Here is a 22,070-nt window from a genome sequence, read left to right as displayed (position 1 = left end):
CCAACCAATGATCCAGGTCTTCGCCTTCTATCTGTTCGCCGCCCTGACGGTGCTGTCCGCGGTGCTGGTGATCACGGCGCGCAATCCGGTGCATTCGGTGCTGTGGCTGATCCTTGCTTTTTTTAATGCGGCGGGGCTGATGGTGCTGGTGGGGGCAGAGTTTATCGCTGCGCTGCTGGTGATCGTTTACGTCGGCGCGGTCGCGGTGCTGTTCCTGTTCGTGGTGATGATGCTCAACATCGATTTTGCCGAATTGCGCACCGGCTTTGTAAAGAACTTCCCGCTCGGGATCGCGATTGCGCTGGTGCTGCTGGCCGAGCTGGTGCTGGGCATTGGTGCATATCAGGTCGGGGTGATGGAGCTTGGCTCGGCATCGGGCACAGCGGCGCCGATCATGGGCCGCAGCAATGTCGAGAATATCGGTGCGGTGCTGTACCGTGATTATCTGTTCCTGTTCGAAGCGGCCGGCCTGATTCTGCTGGTGGCGATGGTGGGGGCGATTGTCCTGACCCATCGCCAGCGCCCCGATGGCGCGCGCGGACATCAGGATATCGGCAAGCAGGTGCGCCGCCGTCCCGAAGATGCGACTGTGATGACACAGCCCGCTGTTGGCGAGGGGATCGAGCTATGATCGGGATCGAACACTATCTCGTCGTCAGCGCGATCCTGTTCGTGCTGGGTGTGCTGGGCATTTTCCTCAACCGCAAGAACGTGATTGTCACGCTGATGGCGATCGAGTTGATCCTGCTCGGCGTGAATATCAATCTGGTCGCGTTCAGCGCCTTTCTGGGCGATCTGACGGGTCAGGTGTTCGCGATGTTCGTATTGACCGTGGCCGCTGGTGAAGCCGCCGTCGGTCTGGCGATCCTCGTAATCTATTTCCGTGGTCGCGGGACCATCGCGGTCGACGATGTCGACCGGCTGAAGGGATAAGCACCGGTGAACTCGATCCTCATCATCGTCTTTTTCCCGCTGCTGGCCGCGCTCATTGCCGGGCTGACCAACAAGGCCGCGCCCAGCGTGTTTGCCAAGGCGGTGACCACGGCGGCGCTGTTTATCAGTTGCGCGCTGAGCTGGCCGATCTTCCTCGGCTTCGTCGCGGGCGATTTGACTGCGACGGTGGTGCCGGTGCTGCAATGGGTCCGTTCGGGCGATCTGGCGTTCGATTGGGCGCTACGGGTCGATACTCTGACAGCGGTGATGCTGGTGGTGATCACCACAGTTTCCGCGCTCGTCCACCTCTATAGCTGGGGCTATATGGACGAAGACCCGGACCAACCGCGGTTCTTCGCCTACCTTTCGCTATTTACCTTCGCCATGCTGATGCTGGTGACCGCCGATAACCTTGTCCAGATGTTCTTTGGCTGGGAAGGGGTCGGGCTGGCGTCCTATCTGCTGATCGGTTTCTGGTTCCGCAAACCCAGCGCCAATGCGGCAGCGATCAAGGCGTTTGTCGTCAACCGCGTGGGCGATCTGGGCTTTATGCTGGGTATCTTCGGCACTTTTCTGGTGTTCGGAACGGTATCGATCCCCGAAATCCTGGCCGCTGCACCTGCCATGAGCGGAGCGACCATCGGCTTCCTCGGCTTGCGGATGCACACGATGGATGTGCTGTGCATCCTGCTGTTTATCGGCGCGATGGGTAAGTCGGCGCAGCTGGGCCTGCACACCTGGCTGCCTGACGCGATGGAGGGGCCGACGCCGGTCTCTGCCCTGATCCACGCCGCCACGATGGTGACCGCGGGCGTGTTCATGGTGTGCCGCCTGTCGCCCATGTTCGAAACCGCTCCGATTGCACTGGGCGTGGTGACCTTCATCGGCGCGGCGACCTGTATTTTCGCCGCTACTGTCGGAACCACGCAGTGGGATATCAAGCGCGTCATCGCCTATTCGACCTGTTCGCAGCTGGGCTATATGTTCTTTGCCGCTGGCGTGGGCGCTTATGGCGCGGCGATGTTCCACCTGTTCACCCACGCTTTCTTCAAGGCGCTGCTGTTCCTTGGTGCAGGCTCGGTCATCCATGCCATGCATCACGAGCAGGACATGCGGTATTACGGCGGCCTGCGTAAGCAGATCCCGTTCACCTTCTGGGCGATGATGGCCGGCACGCTGGCGATCACCGGTGTCGGTATTTACTGGCTCCATGCTGGCTTTGCCGGGTTCCATTCCAAGGACGCCATTCTTGAGGCGGCCTTCGGTCGTGGGACCGAGATGGGCAATTTCGCCTTCTGGATGGGCGCTTTCGCCGCACTGCTGACCAGCTTCTACAGCTGGCGCCTGATGTTCCTGACCTTCTGGGGCAAACCGCGCTGGATTGAGAGCGAGCATATCCAGCACAGCGTTCACAAAACGCCTGAAGAGGCTGGGGCGGATACCACCGGCGGCTATCACCCGCATGAAAGCCCACTGACAATGCTTGTCCCGCTGGGTGTGCTGAGCCTTGGCGCGATCTTCGCTGGCTGGTTTTTCAGCCACGCATTTCTGGACGATGCTGGTTTCTGGCAGGGTTCGATTTTCTACAACGAAGCGCTGATGCATCAGATTCATGCTGTGCCGCTGTGGGTGAAGCTGACCGCGACTGTGGTGATGTTGCTTGGCCTGATCACCGCATGGTGGGCATACATCAAGGACACTTCCATCCCGGCCAAGGCTGCCGAACAGCTCGGCCCGGTGTACCGCCTGTTTTACAACAAGTGGTATTTTGACGAGCTCTACAATGTCATTTTCGTCAAGCCGGCGTTCTGGCTGGGTCGCCAGTTCTGGAAGCTGGGCGATGTCGGCATTATCGACCGCTTCGGGCCAAACGGTGTCGCGTGGGTCGTTGAAAAAGGCTCTGTCGGCGCGCGCCGGTTCCAGTCCGGTTATCTTAATAGCTATGCGCTGGTGATGCTCCTCGGACTTGTCGCGGCGATCACCTGGGTATTGTTCTGATGGAGTTTCCCATCCTCTCGCTCATGCTCGCGGTGCCGCTGGTCGGTGCGATTGCCTGCCTGTTCCTGAATGCGGGCAGTGCCCGGATGGTCGCGCTGTTTGCAACGCTGTTCAATCTGGCGCTCGGCGTGATGCTGTGGGTCAATTACGATGTCGGCGGCACGCAGTGGCAGTTTGTGGAACGGGCCGAGGTTTTCGCTGGCTTCAGCTATGCGCTGGGCATCGACGGGATCGCGTTGATGCTGATAATGCTGTCGGTATTCCTGATGCCGATCTGCATTCTGGCCAGCTGGGATTCCATCACCAAGCGCGTCGGCGAATATATGAGCGCATTCCTGCTGATGGAAGTGCTGATGCTGGGCGTGTTCGCCGCGCAGGATATGTTCCTGTTCTACATCTTCTTCGAAGCCGGACTGATCCCGATGTATCTGATCATCGGCGTGTGGGGCGGCGATAAACGGATTTACGCCAGCTACAAATTTTTCCTCTACACGCTGCTCGGCTCGGTGCTGATGCTGATCGCGATGCTGTGGATGGTGAACGAAGCGGGCACCACCGATATTCCCACGCTGATGCAATATGACTTCGCACCGGGGGCGCAGACATGGCTATGGCTGGCTTTCTTCGCCAGTTTCGCTGTGAAGATGCCGATGTGGCCGGTGCACACCTGGCTGCCCGACGCGCACGTTCAGGCACCAACCGCAGGCTCGGTCATCCTTGCGGGCGTGTTGCTGAAGCTGGGTGGTTATGGCTTCATCCGGTTCAGCCTGCCGATGTTCCCAGAAGCGTCCGCGCAATTCGCCTGGCTGGTGTTCGGCCTGTCGATGGTGGCGGTGATCTACACCAGTCTGGTCGCGCTGGTGCAGGAAGATATGAAGAAACTGATCGCCTATTCATCGGTCGCGCATATGGCGATTGTGACGGTGGGCCTGTTTGCCTTCAATGTGCAGGGGCTGGAAGGCGCAATGGTCGTCATGCTCAGCCACGGTCTGGTGTCCGCCGCGCTGTTCCTGTGTGTCGGCGTGATTTATGACCGTTTGCACACGCGTGAGATCCACCGTTACGGCGGGCTGGCGATCAATATGCCGAAATATGCGCTGTTCTTCCTGCTGTTCACGATGGCCAGTATCGGTCTGCCCGGCACCAGCGGGTTTGTCGGCGAGTTCCTGTCGCTGGCAGGCATTTACGAGGTTTCTACCACTGTCACGCTGGTGTGCACCACCGGCATCATTCTGGGCGCTGCCTATATGCTTTATCTCTATCGCCGCGTGGTTTTCGGCACGCAGGTCAATGACGATGCTGCGCGGATGACGGACCTTAACGCGCGCGAATGGTTCATGCTCGCCCCGATCGCTGCGGCGGTGCTGTGGATGGGTGTTTATCCTGAAAGCTTTCTGGCACCGATGCGCGCGGACATTGCCGCGCTGGACGCCAGGCTTGCCCGCGCCGCGTCTGCTGGTGATGCGCACCTCAAGCTGGGTGAGCCCAAGGCGCAAGAGGCGAATTACATCGCACCCGAACACAGTGAAGAGGGGGCGCACTGATGTCCTACGCCACCTCGCTATATCTTACCGGCGCTGAAATCGGCCTGTCGTTGACCGGACTGGTGCTGCTCCTCGCTGCGGCATGGGGCGGCCAGCGGTCAGCGCGGCTGATCACCATTCTGACCGTAGCGGCCCTGTTCGGTGCGGTTGCCTTCAGCGTGAACTTGCTCGGTATGGCTGGTAACGAGGCCGCCGGAGACGCGTTCGGCGGGCTTTACCGTGCCGATGCCTTTGGCAGTTACGCCAAGATCCTGATCTATCTCGCCAGCATCGCCTGCCTGATCGTGACCCCGCGCTATTTCGCGCAGCAGGCCGCCTATCGTCCCGAATATCCCGTGCTGATGCTGTTCAATGCGGTGGGCATGGGGATGATGGTTTCGGCCACGGATTTGATGACGCTGTATATCGGCCTCGAGATGTCGAGCCTGTCATCCTATGTCCTGGCCAGTTTCCTGAAGCAGGACATCCGCTCGTCAGAGGCTGGCCTGAAATACTTCGTGCTTGGCGCCCTTGCCAGTGGGATCCTGCTTTACGGTATGAGCCTGGTTTACGGCTTTGCCGGCACTACCAGTTACGAAGGCATTCGCGCAGCCTTTGCGGGCCAATTCCCGATGGGCGCGCTGTTTGGCGTGGTCTTCATGCTGGCCGGACTGGCCTTCAAGGTGTCCGCAGTGCCGTTCCACATGTGGACGCCCGACGTCTATGAAGGCGCGCCGACCCCGGCAACCGCCTTCTTTGCCAGCGCACCCAAGGTTGCGGCGATGAGCATGTTGGTGCGGGTGGCGATGGATCCCTTCGCTGGTCAGTCCGCCAGTTGGCAACAGATCGTGATCTTTGCCGCGCTGGCTTCGATTGTGGTCGGTGCGCTGGGCGCAATCGGACAGCAGAACCTGAAGCGGTTGCTCGCCTACTCGTCCATCAACAACGTGGGTTTCATCCTGATCGGCCTTGCCGCGGCAACGCCCGAAGGCGTGGCCGGATTGATGATCTATCTGACCATCTATGTGGCGATGACACTGGGCAGTTTTGTCGGCCTGCTCATGCTGCGTGACCCGATGGGCCGCCCGCTTGAAACCTTTGCCGACATTTCCGGCCTGTCGACCACGCGCCCGGTGCTGGCATGGTGCCTGTTGGCGCTGATGTTCAGCCTTGCCGGTATCCCGCCGCTGTTCGGCTTCTGGGGCAAGTTCGTGGTATTTCAGGCGGCGGTTCAGGCGGATATGATCGCACTCGCCGCAATCGGTATCGCTGCCAGTGTGATCGGCGCGTTCTACTACCTCAAATTCATCAAAGTAATGTTCTTCGATGAAGCCACGCGTGAGGTTGAGAAGGAAAGCCCGGTCGGTCATTGGGCGGTGCTGGGCATCTGTACGCTAATCATCTCGCCGCTTGGCTTCCTGCTGACGAAGCCTCTGGGCGAGATTGCTGAGCGTGCGGCGGCGTCCTTCGCCTTCGCAATGTGATCCGCAGGCTCGCCGAAACCGGCTCCACCAATGCCGATCTGGCTGCCGCACTGCGCGGCGGTGAGGCTTTGCCAGAATGCGACTGGCTGATCGCCGATCGTCAAACGGCGGGGAAGGGCAGGCAGGGCCGCGCATGGTTCGATGGCGCTGGCAATTTCATGGGCTCGACAATCGTCCATGTCACTCCGCGCGATCCGGCACCCGCCACGCTGGCACTGGTGGCCGGTGTGGCACTGTATGAGGCCGTTGTCCCGCTGCTCGCCGATCCATCCGCCTTGCGACTGAAATGGCCCAACGATCTGCTGCTGTCAGGCGCAAAGCTGGCCGGAATCCTGCTGGAGCGAGCGGGCAATGCTATCATAGTCGGCATCGGCGTGAACCTTGCCGCTGCACCGCAGCTTCCCGACCGGGCGACCACTGCGCTGGCGAATCACGGACCCGCGCCCGATCGCGACCTGTTCGCACAGACGCTGGCCGCATCGTTCGGCCGCGAGGTTGAGCGGTGGCGTGCATACGGCCTCGACCCGCTGCTGCGCCGCTGGGAAAGCGTGGCGCACGCGCGCGGCACCCCGCTGACGGTCCAGCCTCCGGGTGAATCTGTATTGACCGGCGCCTTTGCCGGTCTCGCCGCTGATGGTGCCCTTTCGCTAAGCTTGGCGGATGGCACCACCCGTGCCATTCACGCGGGCGATGTAATGCTCGCAAAGCAGGAGAGCTGAGCCATGTTGCTCGCCGCTGATGTCGGAAATACCAATGTGGTTTTCGCGCTGTTCGAAGGCCGCGAAATCAAGGCGCGCTGGCGCATCGCCACCGATCCGCGCCGCACCGGCGATGAATATGCCGTGTGGCTGCTCCAGTTGTTAAAGCTGGAAGGGTTCGCGCGCGAAGACATCACCCAGATCATTGTCGGCGCAGTGGTGCCAAGGGCGATCCACAATCTGACTGTGCTGGCACAAAAGTATTTCGGGGTGGAGCCGCTGATTGCGGGACAGGCCGGGGCCGAATGGGGCATCGTGCTCGATGTTGACCAGCCCAGCTCGCTGGGTGCAGACCGCGTGCTCAACACCATCGCCGCGCACGAAAAATACGATGGCGACCTGATTGTGGTCGATTTCGGCACCGCGACCACTTTCGATGCGGTGGATTTCACCGGAGCCTATAAGGGCGGTATCATCGCACCCGGCATCAATCTGTCGCTTGACGCGCTGGTCGGTAAAACCGCCATGCTGCCGCGGATCGCGATTGAAAAGCCGAGCTCGGACAGCGTGATCGGCCGTAACACTGAAGACCAGATGCTTATCGGAGTGTTCTGGGGCTACGTCTCGCTGATCGAAGGATTGGTCGGGCGTATGCGCAAAGAAATCGGCCGTCCTGCGCGGGTCGTCTCAACTGGAGGACTCGCAATCTTGTTCGATGAATATACCGATCTGTTTGACGCCGTGGACAGCGATCTAACGCTCGACGGCCTGGCCATCCTTGCCCAGCGTGCCGCGCGATGAAAAAGAACTTCACCCCTGAAGACGAGCTGCTGTTTCTGGCATTGGGCGGGTCAGGCGAAATCGGCATGAACGTCAATCTGTACGGCTGTCAGGGCCGCTGGTTGATGGTCGATCTGGGCATGACATTTTCCGGCAATGAATATCCCGGCGTCGATCTAGTCTTTGCCGATCTGGAATTCATCGAAGAACGCGCCGACCAGCTTGAAGGCATCGTGCTGACCCATGGCCATGAAGACCACATCGGCGCCGTACCCTATTTCGCTGCCGAGCTGGGTGTGCCGCTGTATGCCACCCCGTTCACCGCCGAACTGGTACGGCGCAAGCTGGAAGAGGCGGGCCTTGCCGGCAAGGTCGAACTCAACATCATTGAGGAAGATCACGGCAATCTGGTGCTCGGTCCCTTCGACATCACTTACATCCCGCTGGCCCACTCGATTGCCGAGGGCAACGCGCTGCTGATCGACACACCGCACGGGCGAATTTTCCACACTGGCGACTGGAAGCTGGACGAAGATCCAATCATCGGCACGCCCGCTACTGAAGAGGAACTGAGCGAGATCGGCGATGAGGGCGTGCTGGCGCTGGTGTGCGACAGCACCAATGTCTTCAATCCCTCTGCCAGTGGTTCGGAAGGTGCGGTCCACAAGGGCCTGCTGGAGGAAGTGCAGCGACACCGCGGCAAGCGCGTGCTGGTCACCACTTTCGCCAGCAACGTCGCGCGGCTGCAAACGCTGGGGGATGTGGCACGTGAAACCGGGCGGACTGTATGCGTCGCCGGGCGCTCGCTTGACCGGATTATCGAAGTTGCGCAGCAGAGCGGCTATCTTCAGGACTTCCCCGCCACGGTCGATTTCGACACCGCGATGGGCCTGCCGCGCGGCGAATTGCTTATCCTGGCAACCGGCGGGCAGGGCGAACCACGCGCCGCACTGGCGCGGGTTGCCGATGAAAATCACCGGCTGTCGCTGGTGCGCGGAGACGTGGTGCTGTTCTCCAGCCGCCAGATCCCCGGCAATGAACTGGCCATCGGCCTTATCCAGAACAAGCTGGCGACGCGGGGGATCGAAATGGTCACCGATCGTCAGAGCATGATCCATGTGTCGGGCCATCCGGGACGGCCAGAGCTTGAAGCGCTCTATGACTGGCTGCGCCCGGAAATCCTCGTGCCGGTGCATGGGGAGATGCGCCATATGCAGGAACAGGGGCGGCTTGGCCTGGCCAATGGGATTCCCGATGCGGTGGTGCAGAGCAATGGCGACATCGTTCGGCTTGCTCCCGGTGCCCCGGGCAAGATCGCCGAGGTCCGCTCCGGTCGTCTTGTGCTCGATGGCGACATCATCGTCCCCGCAGATGGTGAGGCGATTGCGATGCGACGCCGGATCATGCGCGAAGGCGTGGTGATCGTGGCGCTGGATGGCGAGATGAACCCGCGTATCGACACGCTCGGCCTTCCGCTCGACGAAGATCTGGCCGATTTCACTGCCGAGGCGGAGTCCGACATTCGCACCGCCATCGCCAAGCTGAAAGGCCCCGCGCGGCAGAGTGCAAAAGACATTCACGAAGCGGCCCGCCTCGCCGCCCGCCGTGCAGCCCAGCGCTGGTGTGGCAAGCGCCCGCAAGTGCGCGTGATCATGCCGAATATGTGATCCGCTGATGCAATGGACCTCCATCGTTGCGATTTATGCGCTGGTCTGGGTGGTGTGCGCCTTTGTGCTGCTGCCGTTTGGAGTGAGGACGCATGACGAAATGGGCATCGAAAAGGTGCCGGGGCAGGCCGACAGTGCGCCTGCCAATTTCCGTCCCGGACTGATCGCGATCCGCGCCGCCGGGCTCGCAGCGATTTTTACGGCACTGTTCGTGCTCAATTACATCAACGGATGGATTGTGCCGGAGGATCTGATTTTCTTCGGTCCCGGCGCCGACTGATTTATTGGCGCAGCCGCTCAAGAGCCTGCGCGAGCAGGACGTAGAGCTTACCCATATCGCTGCTCAGCAAGGTGACGCTCACTGCATGGCCGTCACGGGTGGACAGCATCGTGCGCAGCATGGCCTCGAAATCATGAATGTACCGACTTACATGGCTGCGGAAATCCGCATCGGCATCGTAAAGCTCGGCAATCTCGCGCGCTTGCGTATTGTCGACCAGATCGACGGCGCGGCGGGTAAATATACCCCGATCGCCGCGCAGATAACCTGCCCAGGCGGTGTCAGTCACTTCGGTTGAAAGCGCCTTGGCAATATCGATGGCGTTGGAATTCAGGCTCTCGGTGATCAGCGCAACGCGTCGCGAGAAGTCATTATCAACCTGCTCCTCGGCGCGTTCGCGCGTTTGCGAAACCCGTGCTTCCAGATTGCCTGCCAGTTCATTCACCTTGGCAAGCTGGTCGCGCAGCTGGATTGCAGTGTCGCGGGCTGCCTGCGTTGACCGCTCGGTGGCTTCGTCGAGTTTGGCCAGCGTTTCTTCTGTGCGTTCACCCAGTGCCCGGTCGATGGCGTCGGCGCTTTGCTGCCCGACCTTTTCGGCAATCCCGGCGATGCGCTGTGCCTGATCGTCCTCGATAGCGGCCAGCGCGCTGCGGGCGCTTGTTTCCAGTGCCGTGATGGCATCGCGCAGTTCGCCTTGCGTGCGTTCCGAAACGCTGGCGCTTTCATCGGCGAGCGCGGCGACACCTGTGCGCAAGGCTGCAATCGCCTCCTGCTGCTCGGCTGCGGTCTGGCCGAAGCGGGCCTGGAATGCTTCGATCCCATCGTTCGCTTGCGTGCGGCTGAGATCGACAGCGTGTAGTTCAGCGGTGAGAGCTTCGCCCGAGGCATGAGCCTGATCGACCAATTGTTTGATATCACGCGCCCTGTCCTCGATCGCAGCAAGGCGGGTCTCGGACTCATCCAGTGCTTTGGGCAAATCTTCGCGGGTTTGCTTCGCACTTGCCTGGATCAGTTCGAGCAGGCGCACGCTGGCGTCGGTCAGCGCTGCTACTGCCATGTCGGTCCCGTCAAGCGCTTCGCGGCTGTCGGTCAGCCTGGCACTCAAGGCGTCGATCCCGCCGGACAGGACATCGCGTGCTTCGCGTCCTTGCTCCGCCACGGTCGCGAATTGCTGGCCCAGCGACGCGATCCGGTTACCGACTGCTTCGCCCTCCTCGGCCAGCGCCGTCATCTGGGCCAGCTGATCCTCACGGCGGTCTGCAATCGTGGCGTCGAGGTCTGCCAGTCGCGCAGCGAGGCGCTGTGCAGCATCCTGTTCTGCGGCGTCAAAGGCGGTGCGACGCTCTGCCATATCGACGTCAAAACTTGCCTGGCGTTCGGCAATACTGGCTTCGGCACGTTCGGCCTCGGCAAACAAGGTGCGCAATTTCTCATTAGACGAATCGAGCGCCTGAGCGTCAATCTGCATTAACTCGCTCACCACTTCGCGCAGCCGCTGCTGCAAGGCGTCGATCTGCTGGCTGTAGGCGGCCAGACCGACCTCCTGACCTTTGCGGATGCTGCCGGCGACTTCGGTCGATTCCTCGTCAAGCGCGGTAATTCGCGCTTGCAGCGCGGCCAGCGCGGCTTCCTGCTGCTCCGCTTCGGCGGCATGGGTTTCCGCAAGCTCAGCGCGCAGCGTTTCGGCGCGGCCACGAATTGCGGCGAGAGCCTCTACCTCGCGGCTATCCAGTTCGCCGCGGAATTCGTCGCTGTCTTCGCGCAGGGTTGCAAACCGCTGGTCAGCTATCAGTGCAAGCTGGTCGGCCTGCGCCTCAAAGGCGTTGAGTGCTTCTTCGACCCGCTTACGCAGCGACGCCACCTGCCGCTCGCTGGCGGCACCGAATTCGTTGAGCCGTTCAAACCCCGATATCAGCTGGCCCAGTTGATCCTGCGAAGTGCGTCCGGCACTGCCGATCTGGTTGGAAACATCACGCGCCGAATTGGCGATAACGGGGAGATTATCCCGCAATCTATCCATGTTTTCCAGTGCAGTAACACTCACACCTGCGATGGCTTCGACCTGTTCGCCATTGCCAATGACAAGCGATTGCAGGCGGTCAGCGTGTTCCGAAAGTCGTTCGCCAGCGCTGCGCCCCAGAAATTCCAGTTCGCGCGATTGGGTGGCGAGGAACTCGCGGGCGAGGCTCAGCTCGCGGTTGACTGTAACCAGCCGGTCTTCAAGCAGCGCCGATTCTGCGGAAAGGCTTTGCGCAACCGCACCAAACCGTGCGGCCTCGCGCGCGGAATTGCGCATCGCTAGCATCCACAAGGACACCGCCAGCAGTACCGGGATCGCCCATGATGTAATCCAACCGCCCCACACTTCTGCACTCGCTCCGGCGAGCATCTGAGCGTGGTGGACCCAAGCGAAAAATCCTGTCCAACCGGCGATTGCGGCCACCGAAAGGGCTGGGACAAGCCAGCTGATCGAACGGCGTGGCTCAGGTTCTTCGAACCATTCTGTGTGCTCGAACTCTTCGGTTCGCTCGACCTCCACCGTGGCTTCGGCGGGTGTCAGCAGCGCGCTGCGCTCGGTCTCTTCGCCTTCAACGGCGCGGATATGCTTTCGCTCGGTCATAATACCGATGGTATCACTTTCGGCGTATGCTTAAAGCCTAATTAACTCCATTCGCCCTAGGCAAGGGGCGCGATGGAGTATGAATTCACCCATTTTGACGCTTCTCTGGCTGCCGCTGCAGGCGAGGATGCTGACCTGCGCCGCGAGCTGAAAGGCGCTTTTCTGGACAGTGCGACGCAGCTTATCGATCTGCTTGGCCGCGCGCGATGCGATGGCAATTGGCACGCCGCGGCCACCAGATTGCGCGATCTGGCCGCCAGTTTTCATGCCAGCGAACTGCTTGATCTGGCCCGCACCGCCGAAAAATCCGCTCCGGGTGAGCCGACAATTGTCACCAAACTGCGAAATTTTCTTGCTGAATTCGAGGCGAACCCGGCCATCTGACACGATGGGGCTTTGCACCCTGGCGTTCCTCTCCCTAGAAGCAGCCGAACCCTGAAGGCCATTCGGATAGCTGCTTGCGCATTGCCCTGATCTCTACCCATGACACTGGTGAAAATGCGGGTGCTCTGCGACCGGCATACATGCGTTTCGGCGGTGCGCGCATTGTCGAACGCCAGCTTGATCTGGCGCTGGCAACTGGATGCAAGACCATTGCCTGTCTGGCGAGCACGGTGGGACGCGAAGTGATCGAACTTCAGCACCGGTCCGAAAATGCGGGCGCGAAATTCGTGGCGCTGCGTGATCCGCTGGCACTGGCCGGGCTGGTGACCGCTGCAGATGATCTGATGGTTATCGCGCCGGGACTTTTGCCGGATGAAGCAGTGGTGCTGCGCCATGCCGGAAAGCCCGCAGTTCTGGCCTTTCACGCAGATGCAGCTGTGCCGCTGGGCTATGAGCGGATCGACGCTGATCTGGCGTGGGCAGGAGTGCTGTTTGTTCGCGGCGCTGCGGTGGAGCGGCTCGCCGAATTGCCGCCGGATAGCGATATTCCCTCCGCACTGCTGCGGATTGCGCTGCAATCTGGCGTGCGTCCTGTGGTTCTGGACCACAGTCTGCTCGACGAGGGTGCCTGGCACCTTAACGCGACGCAGGCGCAGTTGGAGGAACGTGAGGCGCGCTGGATCCGTAGCCATTCCGAACTGGCACCCTTTACCGCTCCGGGCCTCGCCGTGTCTGAACGGATGGGAGCACGCATCGCACATGATGTTCTGGGCAAGCCGTCTGCGCGCGTGCCGTGGATCGGGGCGGCTGTGGCGGGGATTGTGGCGCTCGGCCTGGCGATACTTGAAATGCCGGCCATCGGGCTGGGCTTTGCCGCGCTTGGGACGATCTTCGCAAGTATGGGCGAGGTTATCGAGAGGATCGGGCAAGGCGGCAAGGCCGATGGTCAGCGCACGATGCTGGCACGAGTGGTCGATGGCCTTCTTGACCCCATTCTGGTGATCCTGATCGCGCTGGCCTCGCCAGAGGCGGAAGGATGGCTGCGTTTGTTTGTGCCTGCGGTGCTGTTCGGCTTGCTACATCTGGGCAGGCGCTGGGCGCGTGCACGGTGGCGGCGGACCTATGCCGACCGGGTGACGCTGGCGATCATGCTTGCGCCAGCGGCCTTTTTCGGACTGGTACAGCCCGTTGCGGCAGTGCTGGCGCTGGCCGTCCTGATCTCGCTTTTCTTCGCTCCTCCGGCCTCAGAATAACGGCGAATTAACCACGTGATGCTACGCGCAACGCATGACTATGCCGCACCCTATGCCGCACGCTGATCAATCAGCGGAAGCGTCCCTGCGCGATGCATTGTCGCGCGGCGATCTGGTGCTGGGCAAGATAGGGCCGATTCTAGGCCATTTGCTATCCACCCCCGATCACTCGCTGTTTAGCGACGAAATCGTCGCGCGGGTGCGCGGGATGCTGCACGATCTGGCGTGGCAGGTTCTGCGCGCTCAGGCGCAGGCGGCGGGGCAGTCCGGCCGCGAAGCCTTTGCTGAACGGCATGGGGAGGCATTGGCAGAGCATTTACAGGCCAGCCCGGCGCTGTTGGCGCATTGCCATGCGCTGGCGCTGGAATGGCAATTCGCCAGCCGGATGGAGGCGCAATACGGGCTTGATCCTGTGCTGTCGCCGCTCATTCAGCAATTGATTGCAGCGGAAGACAGCGCAATTTCCAGCGCAGCGATGGCGGCGCTGGCCGCACAGGCTCGGTTTGCCCAGACACAGCAGCGCATGGAGCTGCCGCTGGCAGAATTGCCGGGCGATTTATTCCACCAGACCCTGCTAGGCTGGCGTAATTACAACGGGCCGAACCAGTCGGATGCGATGATCCGCGCCGAGGCCAAATTGCGCGATGGTTTTGATGAAAGCGGCGGGCGCATTGCCCTGTTCGCCCGGCTTGTTGCTGGGCTTGGCGACGACGCGACTGAAGCGCTTGTCTTGGACAAGGCCGGCGCCGCGATTTTCTTTACATCGTTGGCGGCGCGTTCGGGCCAATCGCGGGAAATGGCAATACTTTCGAGCAACAAGCGACAGCTGGTCAGGCTCGCGCTGGGGCTGCGCGCAGCAGGTCTGGACGGAGTGGAACTCGAAGACGTGATCATGCGCATCCACCCTGATGCCGCGCCACCTCAGTCGGTGCTGGCGGTCACCCCGTCAGAGGCGCAGCAATTGCTCACCGAGGGCGGAATGCTGGGGATCGGATGACGATGACGAGCGTGGATACAGAATATCTCGGTTACGGTGCAGTCGATGCGGGCGACCGCCTGATCGCAGCGGACGAGCCGCTGGCATCGCTCCAGCAGGCTTGCGGCGGCACATTGGGCGAAACTGTCGCAATTCCCGAACTGCTGGCACTGGTCGAAAAGGCGCGGCGCTACGGCCTGCGTCTGGCGCGGCAATTTGTCGCAACCGATGGCGACAATCGCATCACCGCATGGGTGGAAATTACCCCCACTCGAGGTGAGGACGGAGAAACAAACGGTTGCGAGCTGGCGATTGTCAGCTGGCAGACCGAAGAACTTCCGCCCGAAAACGAAATCGAGGCCGCGCGCCGCCGGGTCGAAATCAACCGCCATCTGGCGGACGCCAGTGCGCGGCTTGATCCCAAGCAGAACATTTTGTCGCTGGAAACCCAGGCTCCCGATCTTGCGGAACTGCGGGAGCAGGCGCTGGGTGCGATTGGCAAACCCTGGACCGATCTGGTTGAATTGGCGGGCAATCTGCATCATCAGCCGATGCACTGGCGGCTGCTTGATGGCAGCACGCTGACCGTGCCGGGATCAGCGCGCAGCTGGACTGCACATCTGGAGCCGCTCGGCCAGCCGCAGCCGGGCAGTGCCGGTTTCGTACTGTATCTGACGGCTGAGACGCCGCTGGGCTTCGATCCGGCGCAGAACAGCGCACAGGAACCCGAAGCACCCAGTTTCGGGCGTGATTTGACGCCCGTGCTTCGCCAGCCAATCAATCGCATCATCGCCAATGCCGAGACAATCCGCACCAAGCTGGCAGGCCCCTTGGCCGAAGAATACAGCAATTACGCTGCCGATATCGCAACCGCGGGTCAGCATTTGCTGGCGTTGATCGATGATCTCTCAGACCTTGAAGTGGTAGAATCCGAAGAATTCGCGACGGCTCCTGACCGGATCGAGCTGGCCGATGTTGCCCGCCGCGCCTGCGGAATTCTGGGCGTGCGGGCGCGTGAAAAAGGGATCGTTCTGGTTCCGCCTCCCGAGGGGGAGAGCCAGCTGGCCATCGCGGAGTTTCGCCGGGTCTTGCAGATCCTGCTCAATCTGGTCGGCAATGCAATCCGCTATTCGCCAGAAGAAAGCCAGGTCTGGATTCGGCTCGACCGGATAGGCACGCGCGCTTTGATTACCGTCGCCGATCAGGGCCACGGCTTGGACGAGGCCCAGCAGGGCCGCATCTTCGAGAAATTTGAGCGGCTTGGTCGGAGCGGCGATGGCGGCTCGGGACTGGGATTGTATATTTCGCGGCGGATTGCCCGCGCGATGGATGGCGAATTGACCGTGGAAAGCGCGCTGGGGCAGGGCGCTCGTTTCACTCTGTCAGTGCCGGCGGCGGAGGACCTGCGCGACACGCCGCGCTAGGCCCCCGTTACCGTTTGCGGCGGCTGCCAAACCAGAACAGCGCCGCGCCGATCAGGAATGTGATCGTGCCATAGAGCGCCCATGACCGTTCAGCGAGCATGAAGCTCTCTGCCGGCCACATCACGATACCCAGACCTTGCAAGGCCCATAGTCCACCCGACAGCATGAGCATGACGCCGAAGATCTGGAACAGCAGCTTCATATCAGCGCTTGTCCATCGACAGGTAATCACGCTCGGTCGGGCCAGTGTAAAGCTGGCGCGGGCGGCCGATGACCTGGCCTGGATCGGAAATCATTTCGTTCCACTGCGCGACCCAGCCCACGGTGCGGGCCAGCGCGAACAGGGCAGTGAACATCGTGGTCGGGAAGCCAATTGCCGAAAGGATGATGCCCGAGTAGAAATCGACATTCGGGAACAGCTTCTTCTCGCGGAAATAATCGTCGTTGAGGGCGATTTCCTCAAGCGCCAGCGCGGTTTCAAACACCGGATCCTTGACGTTCAGCGCATCGAACACTTCACGCACAGTCTTCTGCATCACGGCAGCGCGCGGGTCGTAATTCTTATAGACACGGTGGCCGAAGCCCATCAGGCGGAACGGGTCGTTCTTGTCCTTCGCACGCTCGATATAATGCGGAATGCGGTCGGGCGTGCCGATTTCCTTCAGCATATTGAGCGCCGCTTCATTGGCGCCGCCATGCGCCGGGCCCCACAGGCAGGCGATGCCCGCTGCGACACAAGCGAACGGGTTGGCACCCGACGAACCGGCCAGCCGGACGGTCGAAGTCGAAGCGTTCTGTTCATGATCGGCGTGGAGGATGAAAATCCGGTCCATCGCCTGCTCAACAGCCGGGTGCAACTCATATTCCTCGGCGGGCACGCCAAAGGTCATGCGCAGGAAATTGCCAGTGTAGCTGAGGTCATTCTGCGGTTGCAGGAAGGGCTGGCCCACGGAATATTTGTAAGCCCACGCCGCAATCGTCGGCATCTTAGCAATCAGGCGGTGGCTGCTGATCTTGCGATGCTCAGGATCGGAAATATCGGTGCTGTCGTGATAGAATGCCGACAGCGCGCCGACCACGCCGCACATGATAGCCATTGGATGCGCATCACGGCGGAAGCCCTGGTAGAACTGGCGTAGCTGATCGTGCAGCATCGTGTGGCGCGTGATGGTATAGGAGAAGTCATCAAGCTCTTGCTGTTGGGGAAGCTCCCCATTGAGCAACAGATAGCTGACTTCCATGAAGCTGGAATTTTCAGCCAGCTGACCGATGGGATAGCCACGGTGCAAAAGAACGCCTTCTTCGCCATCGATATAGGTTAGGCCGCTTTCGCAGCTGGCGGTCGATTTGTAGCCCGGATCGAAGGTAAACGCGCCGGTCTGGCCGTAAAGCTTGCGAATATCGACGACATCGGGGCCAACGCTGCCCTTGAGCACCGGGTAATCGTGCACAGTGCCGTTGATGTCGAGTTTTGCCTTGTTGTCGGACACGGGTGTCTCCCTCAGTTGGTTCCAGCGGTGCCTTCCGGGGAGGCCTGCGCGTCGATACGCGCGAGCGACTCATCCTTCCCCAGCAGGACCAGCACGTCGAAAATTCCGGGCGAAGTCGTCGTACCCGTCAAGGCTGCACGCATTGGCTGCGCAAGCTTGCCGAGGCCCAGTTCGAGCTCTTCGGCGAGTGACTTCGTAGTGGCTTCGAGCGCGTCGATTGTCCAGTCATTTTGCGCATGCAAAGCCTTGGAAACACGGGTTAGCCGCTCGCGTCCCTCGTCATCGAGCAGGGCTACGGCCTTTTCGGTCAATTCCAGCGGACGTTTCGCGAACAGAAACCGTGATCCATCAACAAGTTCATGCGTGGTCTTCGCACGGGTTTTAAGGACCGGCATAGCCTTCGCCAAAAGCGCCAGATCCACATCGCCGCCAAGCGTCTGTCCGACCAGTTCCGCCAGCCGCGCGTCATCGGCTTCGCGAATGTAATGGCCATTGAGATTCTGAAGCTTCTTGATGTCGAAGCGCGAGGGGCTTTTGCCGACCCCGTCCAGATCGAACAGCGCGATGGCTTCGTGACGCGAGATCTCTTCGCGGTCGCCATGGCCCCAGCCAAGACGCAACAGATAATTGAACAGTGCTTCGGGCAGCACACCCTCTTCGTCGCGATAGCCTTCGACACCCACGGCACCGTGGCGCTTCGACATTTTCGCGCCGTCATTGCCGTGGATCAGCGGGACGTGGGCATAGACCGGGTCGGGCCAGCCGCCTTCGATCGTCTCCATCGCGCGGATGATGGGTAGCTGGCGGAAGGCGTTGTTGAGATGATCGTCGCCGCGGATAATATGCGTGACGCCCATATCGTGATCATCGACCACAACTGCCAGCATATAGGTCGGCGTGCCATCGGCGCGCAGCAGGACGTAATCGTCAATCTCGGCATTGCGCACGGTAACGCGGCCCTGAACCGCATCGTCGATCGCGGTTTCGCCGTCATTGGGCGTCTTGAGCCGTACCACAAACGGCGCGCCTTCGGGCGCGTCGGCGGCGTCGCGGTCACGCCAGCGCCCATCATAGCGCATCGGTTGCTTGTTCGCGCGCTGCTCGGCCCGCATGGCTTCCAGTTCTTCGGTGGTTGCGAAGCATTTGTAGGCGTGGCCAGCCTCGAGCAGTTTCATCGCGACTTCGGCATGGCGCGAAGCATGGTCGGACTGGAACAACGGCGGATCGTCGAAATCGAGACCGAGCCAGTCAAGCCCTTCGATGATTTTGTCGATCGCGTCCTGGGTGCTGCGCTTCGCGTCAGTGTCTTCGATCCGCAGCAAAACCCGGCCGCCATGATGGCGGGCATAGAGCCAGTTGAACAGCGCCGTGCGGGCGCCGCCAATGTGCAGATAGCCGGTGGGCGAGGGGGCGAAGCGGGTGACGACCTCACGCGTGGCCGTGCCGGTATCGCTTGCCATTGTCTCTCGCTTCCTTTCAAACACTTGCATGGCGACGCAGGGGACGCCCGAAATTCCGATGGGGGAGGCGGTTTTAACCGCCCATGGTGCAGTGCAGCGCCCTTGGCCCATGCACGCCCGCTTGTCCAGTTTCGGCGATTTGGCAGAGCGGTTTCTGGGCCGGGCGGGGTTCGACCGTGCGCCGTGGCTTGCTGTGGCTTTCGCTGGCGGGATTGGCTTATGGTTCGCTCTCGCCAGTCCGTGGCAGTGGGCGGCGGCGATTGGGCTGGCGTTGCTGGCCGCATTGGCAGCGGCGGCACTGTGGCGCGGGCGGGAGGATCGCGCCAATCTGTTGCTCGCGGTGGTATCTATCGGGCTGGCTGTCGCTGCGGGAAGCATTCTGGTCTGGGCGCGTTCGGCGATGGTGGGGGCGGAAGCTGTTCCGGCTCCGCGTTTCGGCCAGTTTGAAGCGCGCATTCTGGAGCGGATCGAACAACCGGCGGAACAGCGCGTTCGCCTTGTGATCGCAGCGCGCGATGCGGACAATGGGCGAGCCATAAAGCTGCGCGTCAATGTACCCGAGGCTCAGGATCAGCCTGACCTGATCGAAGGCACGTTAGTCCGCATGCGCGCGCGGCTGATGCCGCCAGCGCCGCCGCTGGTTCCGGGCGCCTATGATTTTGCGCGCAGGGCATGGTTCGAAGGGCTGGCCGCAACCGGCTCCACTGTCGGAGCCATTGAGGTGATCGAACCGCAAGAAGGCGATGGCGGGGTAATCGCCTCTCTGCAACGCAGCCTGTCCACACATGTGCGCGGGCAATTGGGCGGCGCGTCAGGCAGTATCGCAGCAGCTTTTGCCAGCGGCGATCGCGGGGCGATTGGTGAAGCGGACGAGACAGCGATGCGCGATGCGGGGCTGACGCATTTGCTGTCGATCAGCGGATTGCATGTCAGCGCAGTTATAGCAGCGGTGTATTTCCTATCGCTCAAATTGCTTGCCCTGTGGCCATGGATTGCGCTGCGGGTGCGAGTGCCCTTGGTGGCGGCTGCATTCGGTGCTGTGGCGGGCATCGGCTATACCTTGCTGACCGGGGCGGAAGTTCCGACTGTTCGCAGCTGTATCGGAGCGGTGCTGGTGCTGGCGGCGCTGGCGCTTGGGCGTGAGCCGTTATCGCTGCGAATGGTGGCTGTGGCGGCGATAGTCGTGCTGGCGCTGTGGCCCGAATCGCTGGTTGGCCCCAGTTTCCAGATGAGCTTTTCGGCGGTCATCGCGATTGTGGCATTACACAATGCGCGGCCGATCCGGGACTTTCTGGCACCGCGCGAGGAGAATTGGTGGCGGCTTGCATCACGGCGTGTCGCGATGCTGTTCCTGACCGGACTTGTGATCGAGATCGCGCTGACTCCTGTCGTGCTGTTCCATTTCCACCGATCTGGCCTTTACGGTGCGTTTGCCAATGTCCTGGCGATCCCGCTGGTTACTTTTGTGTCGATGCCGCTGATCGCTCTGGCGCTGGCGCTGGACGTGATCGGTTTGGGAGCACCCGTCTGGTGGCTGGCGGGGCAGTCGCTAGATGCGCTGCTGGCGCTGGCGCGGTTTACTTCTGCACAGCCGGGAGCAGTCAAGCTGGTGCCGCAAATGGGTCTTGTGACGATCCTGCTGTTTGTTGCGGGCAGCCTGTGGCTGGCCTTGTGGCGTGGTCGGGCGCGGCTGTGGGGTTTCGCCGCAGTTGCTGTCGGGATTGCTCTGCTGGCCACCACGCCGACCCCGGATGTGCTGATCTCACGCGATGGCCGCGATGTCGGGATTGCGGGAGAGGGGGAGCGATTGCTGGTGCTGCGCGATACCGAAAGCAGTTATGCGCGCGACAATTTGCTGGAGGTGTCAGCTATGGCGGGGGAGCCAATCCCGCTAGCGCGCACACCCGGCGCGCGTTGCAGCCCGGATTTCTGCACCGTGGTGCTGAGGCGCGGCGGGCGTAACTGGAACCTGCTGATCGCACGGAGCCGTACAATGATCGAAGAACGCGCGCTGGCCGCAGCTTGCGATCAGGCGGATATTGTTATTGCGGACCGCTTCCTGCCGCGCAGCTGCCAGCCGCGTTGGCTCAAGGCGGACCGGACCTACCTCGGTAGGGAAGGGGGCTTGGCGCTTTATCTGGCAGACCAGCGGATTGCGTCAGTTGGTCAGTCGCAGGGCGAGCACGGATGGTGGCGGCCGCTCCAGCCTAGGACTTTCACGCGGCGCTAAGGCGCAGTGGGCCTATCTCTGGAGCAGACCGCCAGGCTTAGTGGTAGCGGCGGAGCAGACCTGCCAGCTTGCCCTGAACCTGAACGCGCCGGGATTCGTAAACCTGCGGCTCATAAGCGCCATTGGCTGGATCAAGTCGGATATAACCGTCTTCGCGCCGCAGATATTTCAACGTCGCTTCCTCGTTGTCCACCAATGCCACCACTATCTCGCCATCACGGGCGGTGTCGGTGCGGCGGACCAAGGCAAAGTCGCCATCAAAGATACCGGCTTCGACCATCGAATCACCGGAAACTTCCAAAGCATAATGGTCGCCGGGGCCCAGCAGGGCGGCAGGAACGGGCATGCTGGTCTGACCCTCAATCGCTTCGATGGGCGCGCCAGCCGCGATGCGGCCATGCAGCGGCACATCAATCACGTCGTTCGCCGGATCGGGTGCCACAGCTTTTGCAGCCCGCGCCGCAATGACCGCGTCATTGGCCGCTGGCATCTTGGGAGCGGAACTGCTCGCGCCGGTAACCGCATCCTCGGGCAGCTTTACCACTTCAAGAGCGCGCGCACGATTTGGCAGGCGGCGGATGAAGCCGCGTTCCTCAAGCGCCGAGATCAGCCGGTGCACGCCCGACTTGCTCTTCAAATCGAGCGCTTCCTTCATTTCCTCGAACGAGGGCGAGATGCCCGTGTCCTCAAGCCGCTGCTGGATAAACCGGATCAATTCGTGCTGCTTGGCAGTCAGCATGGCGGGTCACTCCTATCTCGCATTTTCTACGTCATCATTTCGCAGGGCCTTGCAGATATGTCTGCGGACAAAGCGGTGAACGAATGCGGAACAAGTAGGCAACTTGCGCGGTGGCGTCAAGCATTTGCGCC

At 61.4% G+C, this 22,070-nt stretch carries 19 protein-coding genes; 14 read left to right on the top strand and 5 right to left on the bottom strand.

Going from position 1 to position 22,070, the window contains the following annotated elements; all coding sequences use genetic code 11:
- The first annotated feature begins 7 nt into the window (after positions 1–7).
- From FEV51_RS01965 to FEV51_RS01925, 9 genes are read left to right on the top strand one after another with little or no spacing between them, the layout of a single operon-like run.
- Positions 8–631 carry an NADH-quinone oxidoreductase subunit J gene (locus FEV51_RS01965; RefSeq protein WP_138615549.1) on the top strand — a complete coding sequence of 208 codons (624 nt, stop codon included), beginning with the start codon at positions 8–10 and terminating at the stop codon, positions 629–631.
- Positions 628–933 (top strand): NADH-quinone oxidoreductase subunit NuoK, encoded by a 306-nt coding sequence (gene nuoK / locus FEV51_RS01960; protein WP_138615548.1) that lies wholly within the window; start codon positions 628–630, stop codon positions 931–933. Before FEV51_RS01965 ends, nuoK begins: the two co-directional genes overlap by 4 nt.
- Before the next feature lie 6 nt (positions 934–939).
- On the top strand, positions 940–2,931 hold the full coding sequence (gene nuoL / locus FEV51_RS01955) for an NADH-quinone oxidoreductase subunit L (protein ID WP_138615547.1): 1,992 nt from the start codon (positions 940–942) through the stop codon (positions 2,929–2,931).
- Positions 2,931–4,475: an NADH-quinone oxidoreductase subunit M gene (locus FEV51_RS01950; RefSeq protein ID WP_138615546.1), complete on the top strand. Its 1,545-nt coding sequence runs from the start codon at positions 2,931–2,933 to the stop codon at positions 4,473–4,475. The genes nuoL and FEV51_RS01950 overlap by 1 nt, the downstream gene beginning before the upstream one ends.
- Positions 4,475–5,938 (top strand): NADH-quinone oxidoreductase subunit NuoN, encoded by a 1,464-nt coding sequence (gene nuoN / locus FEV51_RS01945; protein ID WP_138615545.1) that lies wholly within the window; start codon positions 4,475–4,477, stop codon positions 5,936–5,938. Before FEV51_RS01950 ends, nuoN begins: the two co-directional genes overlap by 1 nt.
- Positions 5,935–6,657, top strand: coding sequence for a biotin--[acetyl-CoA-carboxylase] ligase (locus tag FEV51_RS01940; protein WP_138615544.1), 723 nt, complete (start codon positions 5,935–5,937; stop codon positions 6,655–6,657). Before nuoN ends, FEV51_RS01940 begins: the two co-directional genes overlap by 4 nt.
- Before the next feature lie 3 nt (positions 6,658–6,660).
- On the top strand, positions 6,661–7,437 hold the full coding sequence (locus FEV51_RS01935; protein ID WP_138615543.1) for a type III pantothenate kinase: 777 nt from the start codon (positions 6,661–6,663) through the stop codon (positions 7,435–7,437).
- Positions 7,434–9,083: a ribonuclease J gene (locus FEV51_RS01930; RefSeq protein WP_138615542.1), complete on the top strand. Its 1,650-nt coding sequence runs from the start codon at positions 7,434–7,436 to the stop codon at positions 9,081–9,083. Before FEV51_RS01935 ends, FEV51_RS01930 begins: the two co-directional genes overlap by 4 nt.
- A gap of 7 nt (positions 9,084–9,090) precedes the next feature.
- The gene (locus tag FEV51_RS01925; RefSeq protein WP_138615541.1) at positions 9,091–9,363 is read left to right on the top strand and encodes a DUF1467 family protein; all 273 of its coding nucleotides are present in this window, start codon (positions 9,091–9,093) and stop codon (positions 9,361–9,363) included.
- Between the two features lies 1 nt (position 9,364).
- On the opposite strand, the gene FEV51_RS01920 is transcribed toward FEV51_RS01925, so the two are convergent.
- Positions 9,365–11,983 (bottom strand): coiled-coil domain-containing protein, encoded by a 2,619-nt coding sequence (locus tag FEV51_RS01920; RefSeq protein ID WP_138615540.1) that lies wholly within the window; start codon positions 11,981–11,983, stop codon positions 9,365–9,367.
- 72 nt (positions 11,984–12,055) lie between these two features.
- On the opposite strand from FEV51_RS01920, the gene FEV51_RS01915 reads away from it, so the two are divergent.
- The 4 genes from FEV51_RS01915 (at position 12,056) to FEV51_RS01900 (ending at position 16,020) form a co-directional block, all read left to right on the top strand.
- On the top strand, positions 12,056–12,367 hold the full coding sequence (locus FEV51_RS01915) for an Hpt domain-containing protein (RefSeq protein WP_138615539.1): 312 nt from the start codon (positions 12,056–12,058) through the stop codon (positions 12,365–12,367).
- Between the two features lie 74 nt (positions 12,368–12,441).
- Positions 12,442–13,620 carry a hypothetical protein gene (locus FEV51_RS01910; RefSeq protein ID WP_138615538.1) on the top strand — a complete coding sequence of 393 codons (1,179 nt, stop codon included), beginning with the start codon at positions 12,442–12,444 and terminating at the stop codon, positions 13,618–13,620.
- A 34-nt stretch (positions 13,621–13,654) separates the two neighbouring features.
- A complete protein-coding gene (locus FEV51_RS01905; RefSeq protein WP_171033006.1) occupies positions 13,655–14,617 on the top strand; it encodes a hypothetical protein in 963 nt (320 codons plus the stop codon).
- Positions 14,614–16,020 (top strand): sensor histidine kinase, encoded by a 1,407-nt coding sequence (locus FEV51_RS01900; protein WP_342773717.1) that lies wholly within the window; start codon positions 14,614–14,616, stop codon positions 16,018–16,020. Before FEV51_RS01905 ends, FEV51_RS01900 begins: the two co-directional genes overlap by 4 nt.
- Before the next feature lie 7 nt (positions 16,021–16,027).
- On the opposite strand, the gene FEV51_RS01895 is transcribed toward FEV51_RS01900, so the two are convergent.
- Genes FEV51_RS01895 through gltX form a run of 3 tightly spaced genes read right to left on the bottom strand, consistent with a single transcriptional unit; the run spans position 16,028 to position 18,970 of the window.
- On the bottom strand, positions 16,028–16,222 hold the full coding sequence (locus tag FEV51_RS01895) for a hypothetical protein (protein ID WP_138615536.1): 195 nt from the start codon (positions 16,220–16,222) through the stop codon (positions 16,028–16,030).
- Position 16,223: 1 nt separating this feature from the next.
- Complete coding sequence (locus tag FEV51_RS01890; protein WP_138615535.1) at positions 16,224–17,510, bottom strand: citrate synthase; 1,287 nt, start codon at positions 17,508–17,510, stop codon at positions 16,224–16,226.
- 11 nt (positions 17,511–17,521) lie between these two features.
- Positions 17,522–18,970, bottom strand: a complete 1,449-nt coding sequence (gene gltX, locus FEV51_RS01885; RefSeq protein ID WP_138615534.1) for a glutamate--tRNA ligase — start codon at positions 18,968–18,970, stop codon at positions 17,522–17,524.
- A gap of 28 nt (positions 18,971–18,998) precedes the next feature.
- On the opposite strand from gltX, the gene FEV51_RS01880 reads away from it, so the two are divergent.
- On the top strand, positions 18,999–21,200 hold the full coding sequence (locus FEV51_RS01880; protein WP_138615533.1) for a ComEC/Rec2 family competence protein: 2,202 nt from the start codon (positions 18,999–19,001) through the stop codon (positions 21,198–21,200).
- A 37-nt stretch (positions 21,201–21,237) separates the two neighbouring features.
- On the opposite strand, the gene lexA is transcribed toward FEV51_RS01880, so the two are convergent.
- Positions 21,238–21,939, bottom strand: coding sequence for a transcriptional repressor LexA (gene lexA / locus FEV51_RS01875; protein ID WP_138615532.1), 702 nt, complete (start codon positions 21,937–21,939; stop codon positions 21,238–21,240).
- Between the last annotated feature and the right edge of the window lie 131 nt (positions 21,940–22,070).

It is taken from the genome of Qipengyuania marisflavi (genome assembly GCF_005884405.1).
Classification (GTDB): Bacteria; Pseudomonadota; Alphaproteobacteria; order Sphingomonadales; family Sphingomonadaceae; genus Qipengyuania; species Qipengyuania marisflavi.
Note: the sequence above shows the minus strand (reverse complement) of the source record. Positions and strands in the feature narration are given on the sequence as shown.

Coding starts and splice junctions, on each gene's coding strand:
- FEV51_RS01965 (WP_138615549.1), top strand. CDS start 8: ATGATCCAGGTCTTCGCCTTCTATCTGTTCGCCGCCCTGACGGTGCTG.
- nuoK (WP_138615548.1), top strand. CDS start 628: ATGATCGGGATCGAACACTATCTCGTCGTCAGCGCGATCCTGTTCGTG.
- FEV51_RS01950 (WP_138615546.1), top strand. CDS start 2,931: ATGGAGTTTCCCATCCTCTCGCTCATGCTCGCGGTGCCGCTGGTCGGT.
- nuoN (WP_138615545.1), top strand. CDS start 4,475: ATGTCCTACGCCACCTCGCTATATCTTACCGGCGCTGAAATCGGCCTG.
- FEV51_RS01935 (WP_138615543.1), top strand. CDS start 6,661: ATGTTGCTCGCCGCTGATGTCGGAAATACCAATGTGGTTTTCGCGCTG.
- FEV51_RS01930 (WP_138615542.1), top strand. CDS start 7,434: ATGAAAAAGAACTTCACCCCTGAAGACGAGCTGCTGTTTCTGGCATTG.
- FEV51_RS01925 (WP_138615541.1), top strand. CDS start 9,091: ATGCAATGGACCTCCATCGTTGCGATTTATGCGCTGGTCTGGGTGGTG.
- FEV51_RS01920 (WP_138615540.1), bottom strand. CDS start 11,983: ATGACCGAGCGAAAGCATATCCGCGCCGTTGAAGGCGAAGAGACCGAG.
- FEV51_RS01915 (WP_138615539.1), top strand. CDS start 12,056: ATGGAGTATGAATTCACCCATTTTGACGCTTCTCTGGCTGCCGCTGCA.
- FEV51_RS01905 (WP_171033006.1), top strand. CDS start 13,655: ATGACTATGCCGCACCCTATGCCGCACGCTGATCAATCAGCGGAAGCG.
- FEV51_RS01900 (WP_342773717.1), top strand. CDS start 14,614: ATGACGATGACGAGCGTGGATACAGAATATCTCGGTTACGGTGCAGTC.
- FEV51_RS01895 (WP_138615536.1), bottom strand. CDS start 16,222: ATGAAGCTGCTGTTCCAGATCTTCGGCGTCATGCTCATGCTGTCGGGT.
- gltX (WP_138615534.1), bottom strand. CDS start 18,970: ATGGCAAGCGATACCGGCACGGCCACGCGTGAGGTCGTCACCCGCTTC.
- FEV51_RS01880 (WP_138615533.1), top strand. CDS start 18,999: ATGGCGACGCAGGGGACGCCCGAAATTCCGATGGGGGAGGCGGTTTTA.
- lexA (WP_138615532.1), bottom strand. CDS start 21,939: ATGCTGACTGCCAAGCAGCACGAATTGATCCGGTTTATCCAGCAGCGG.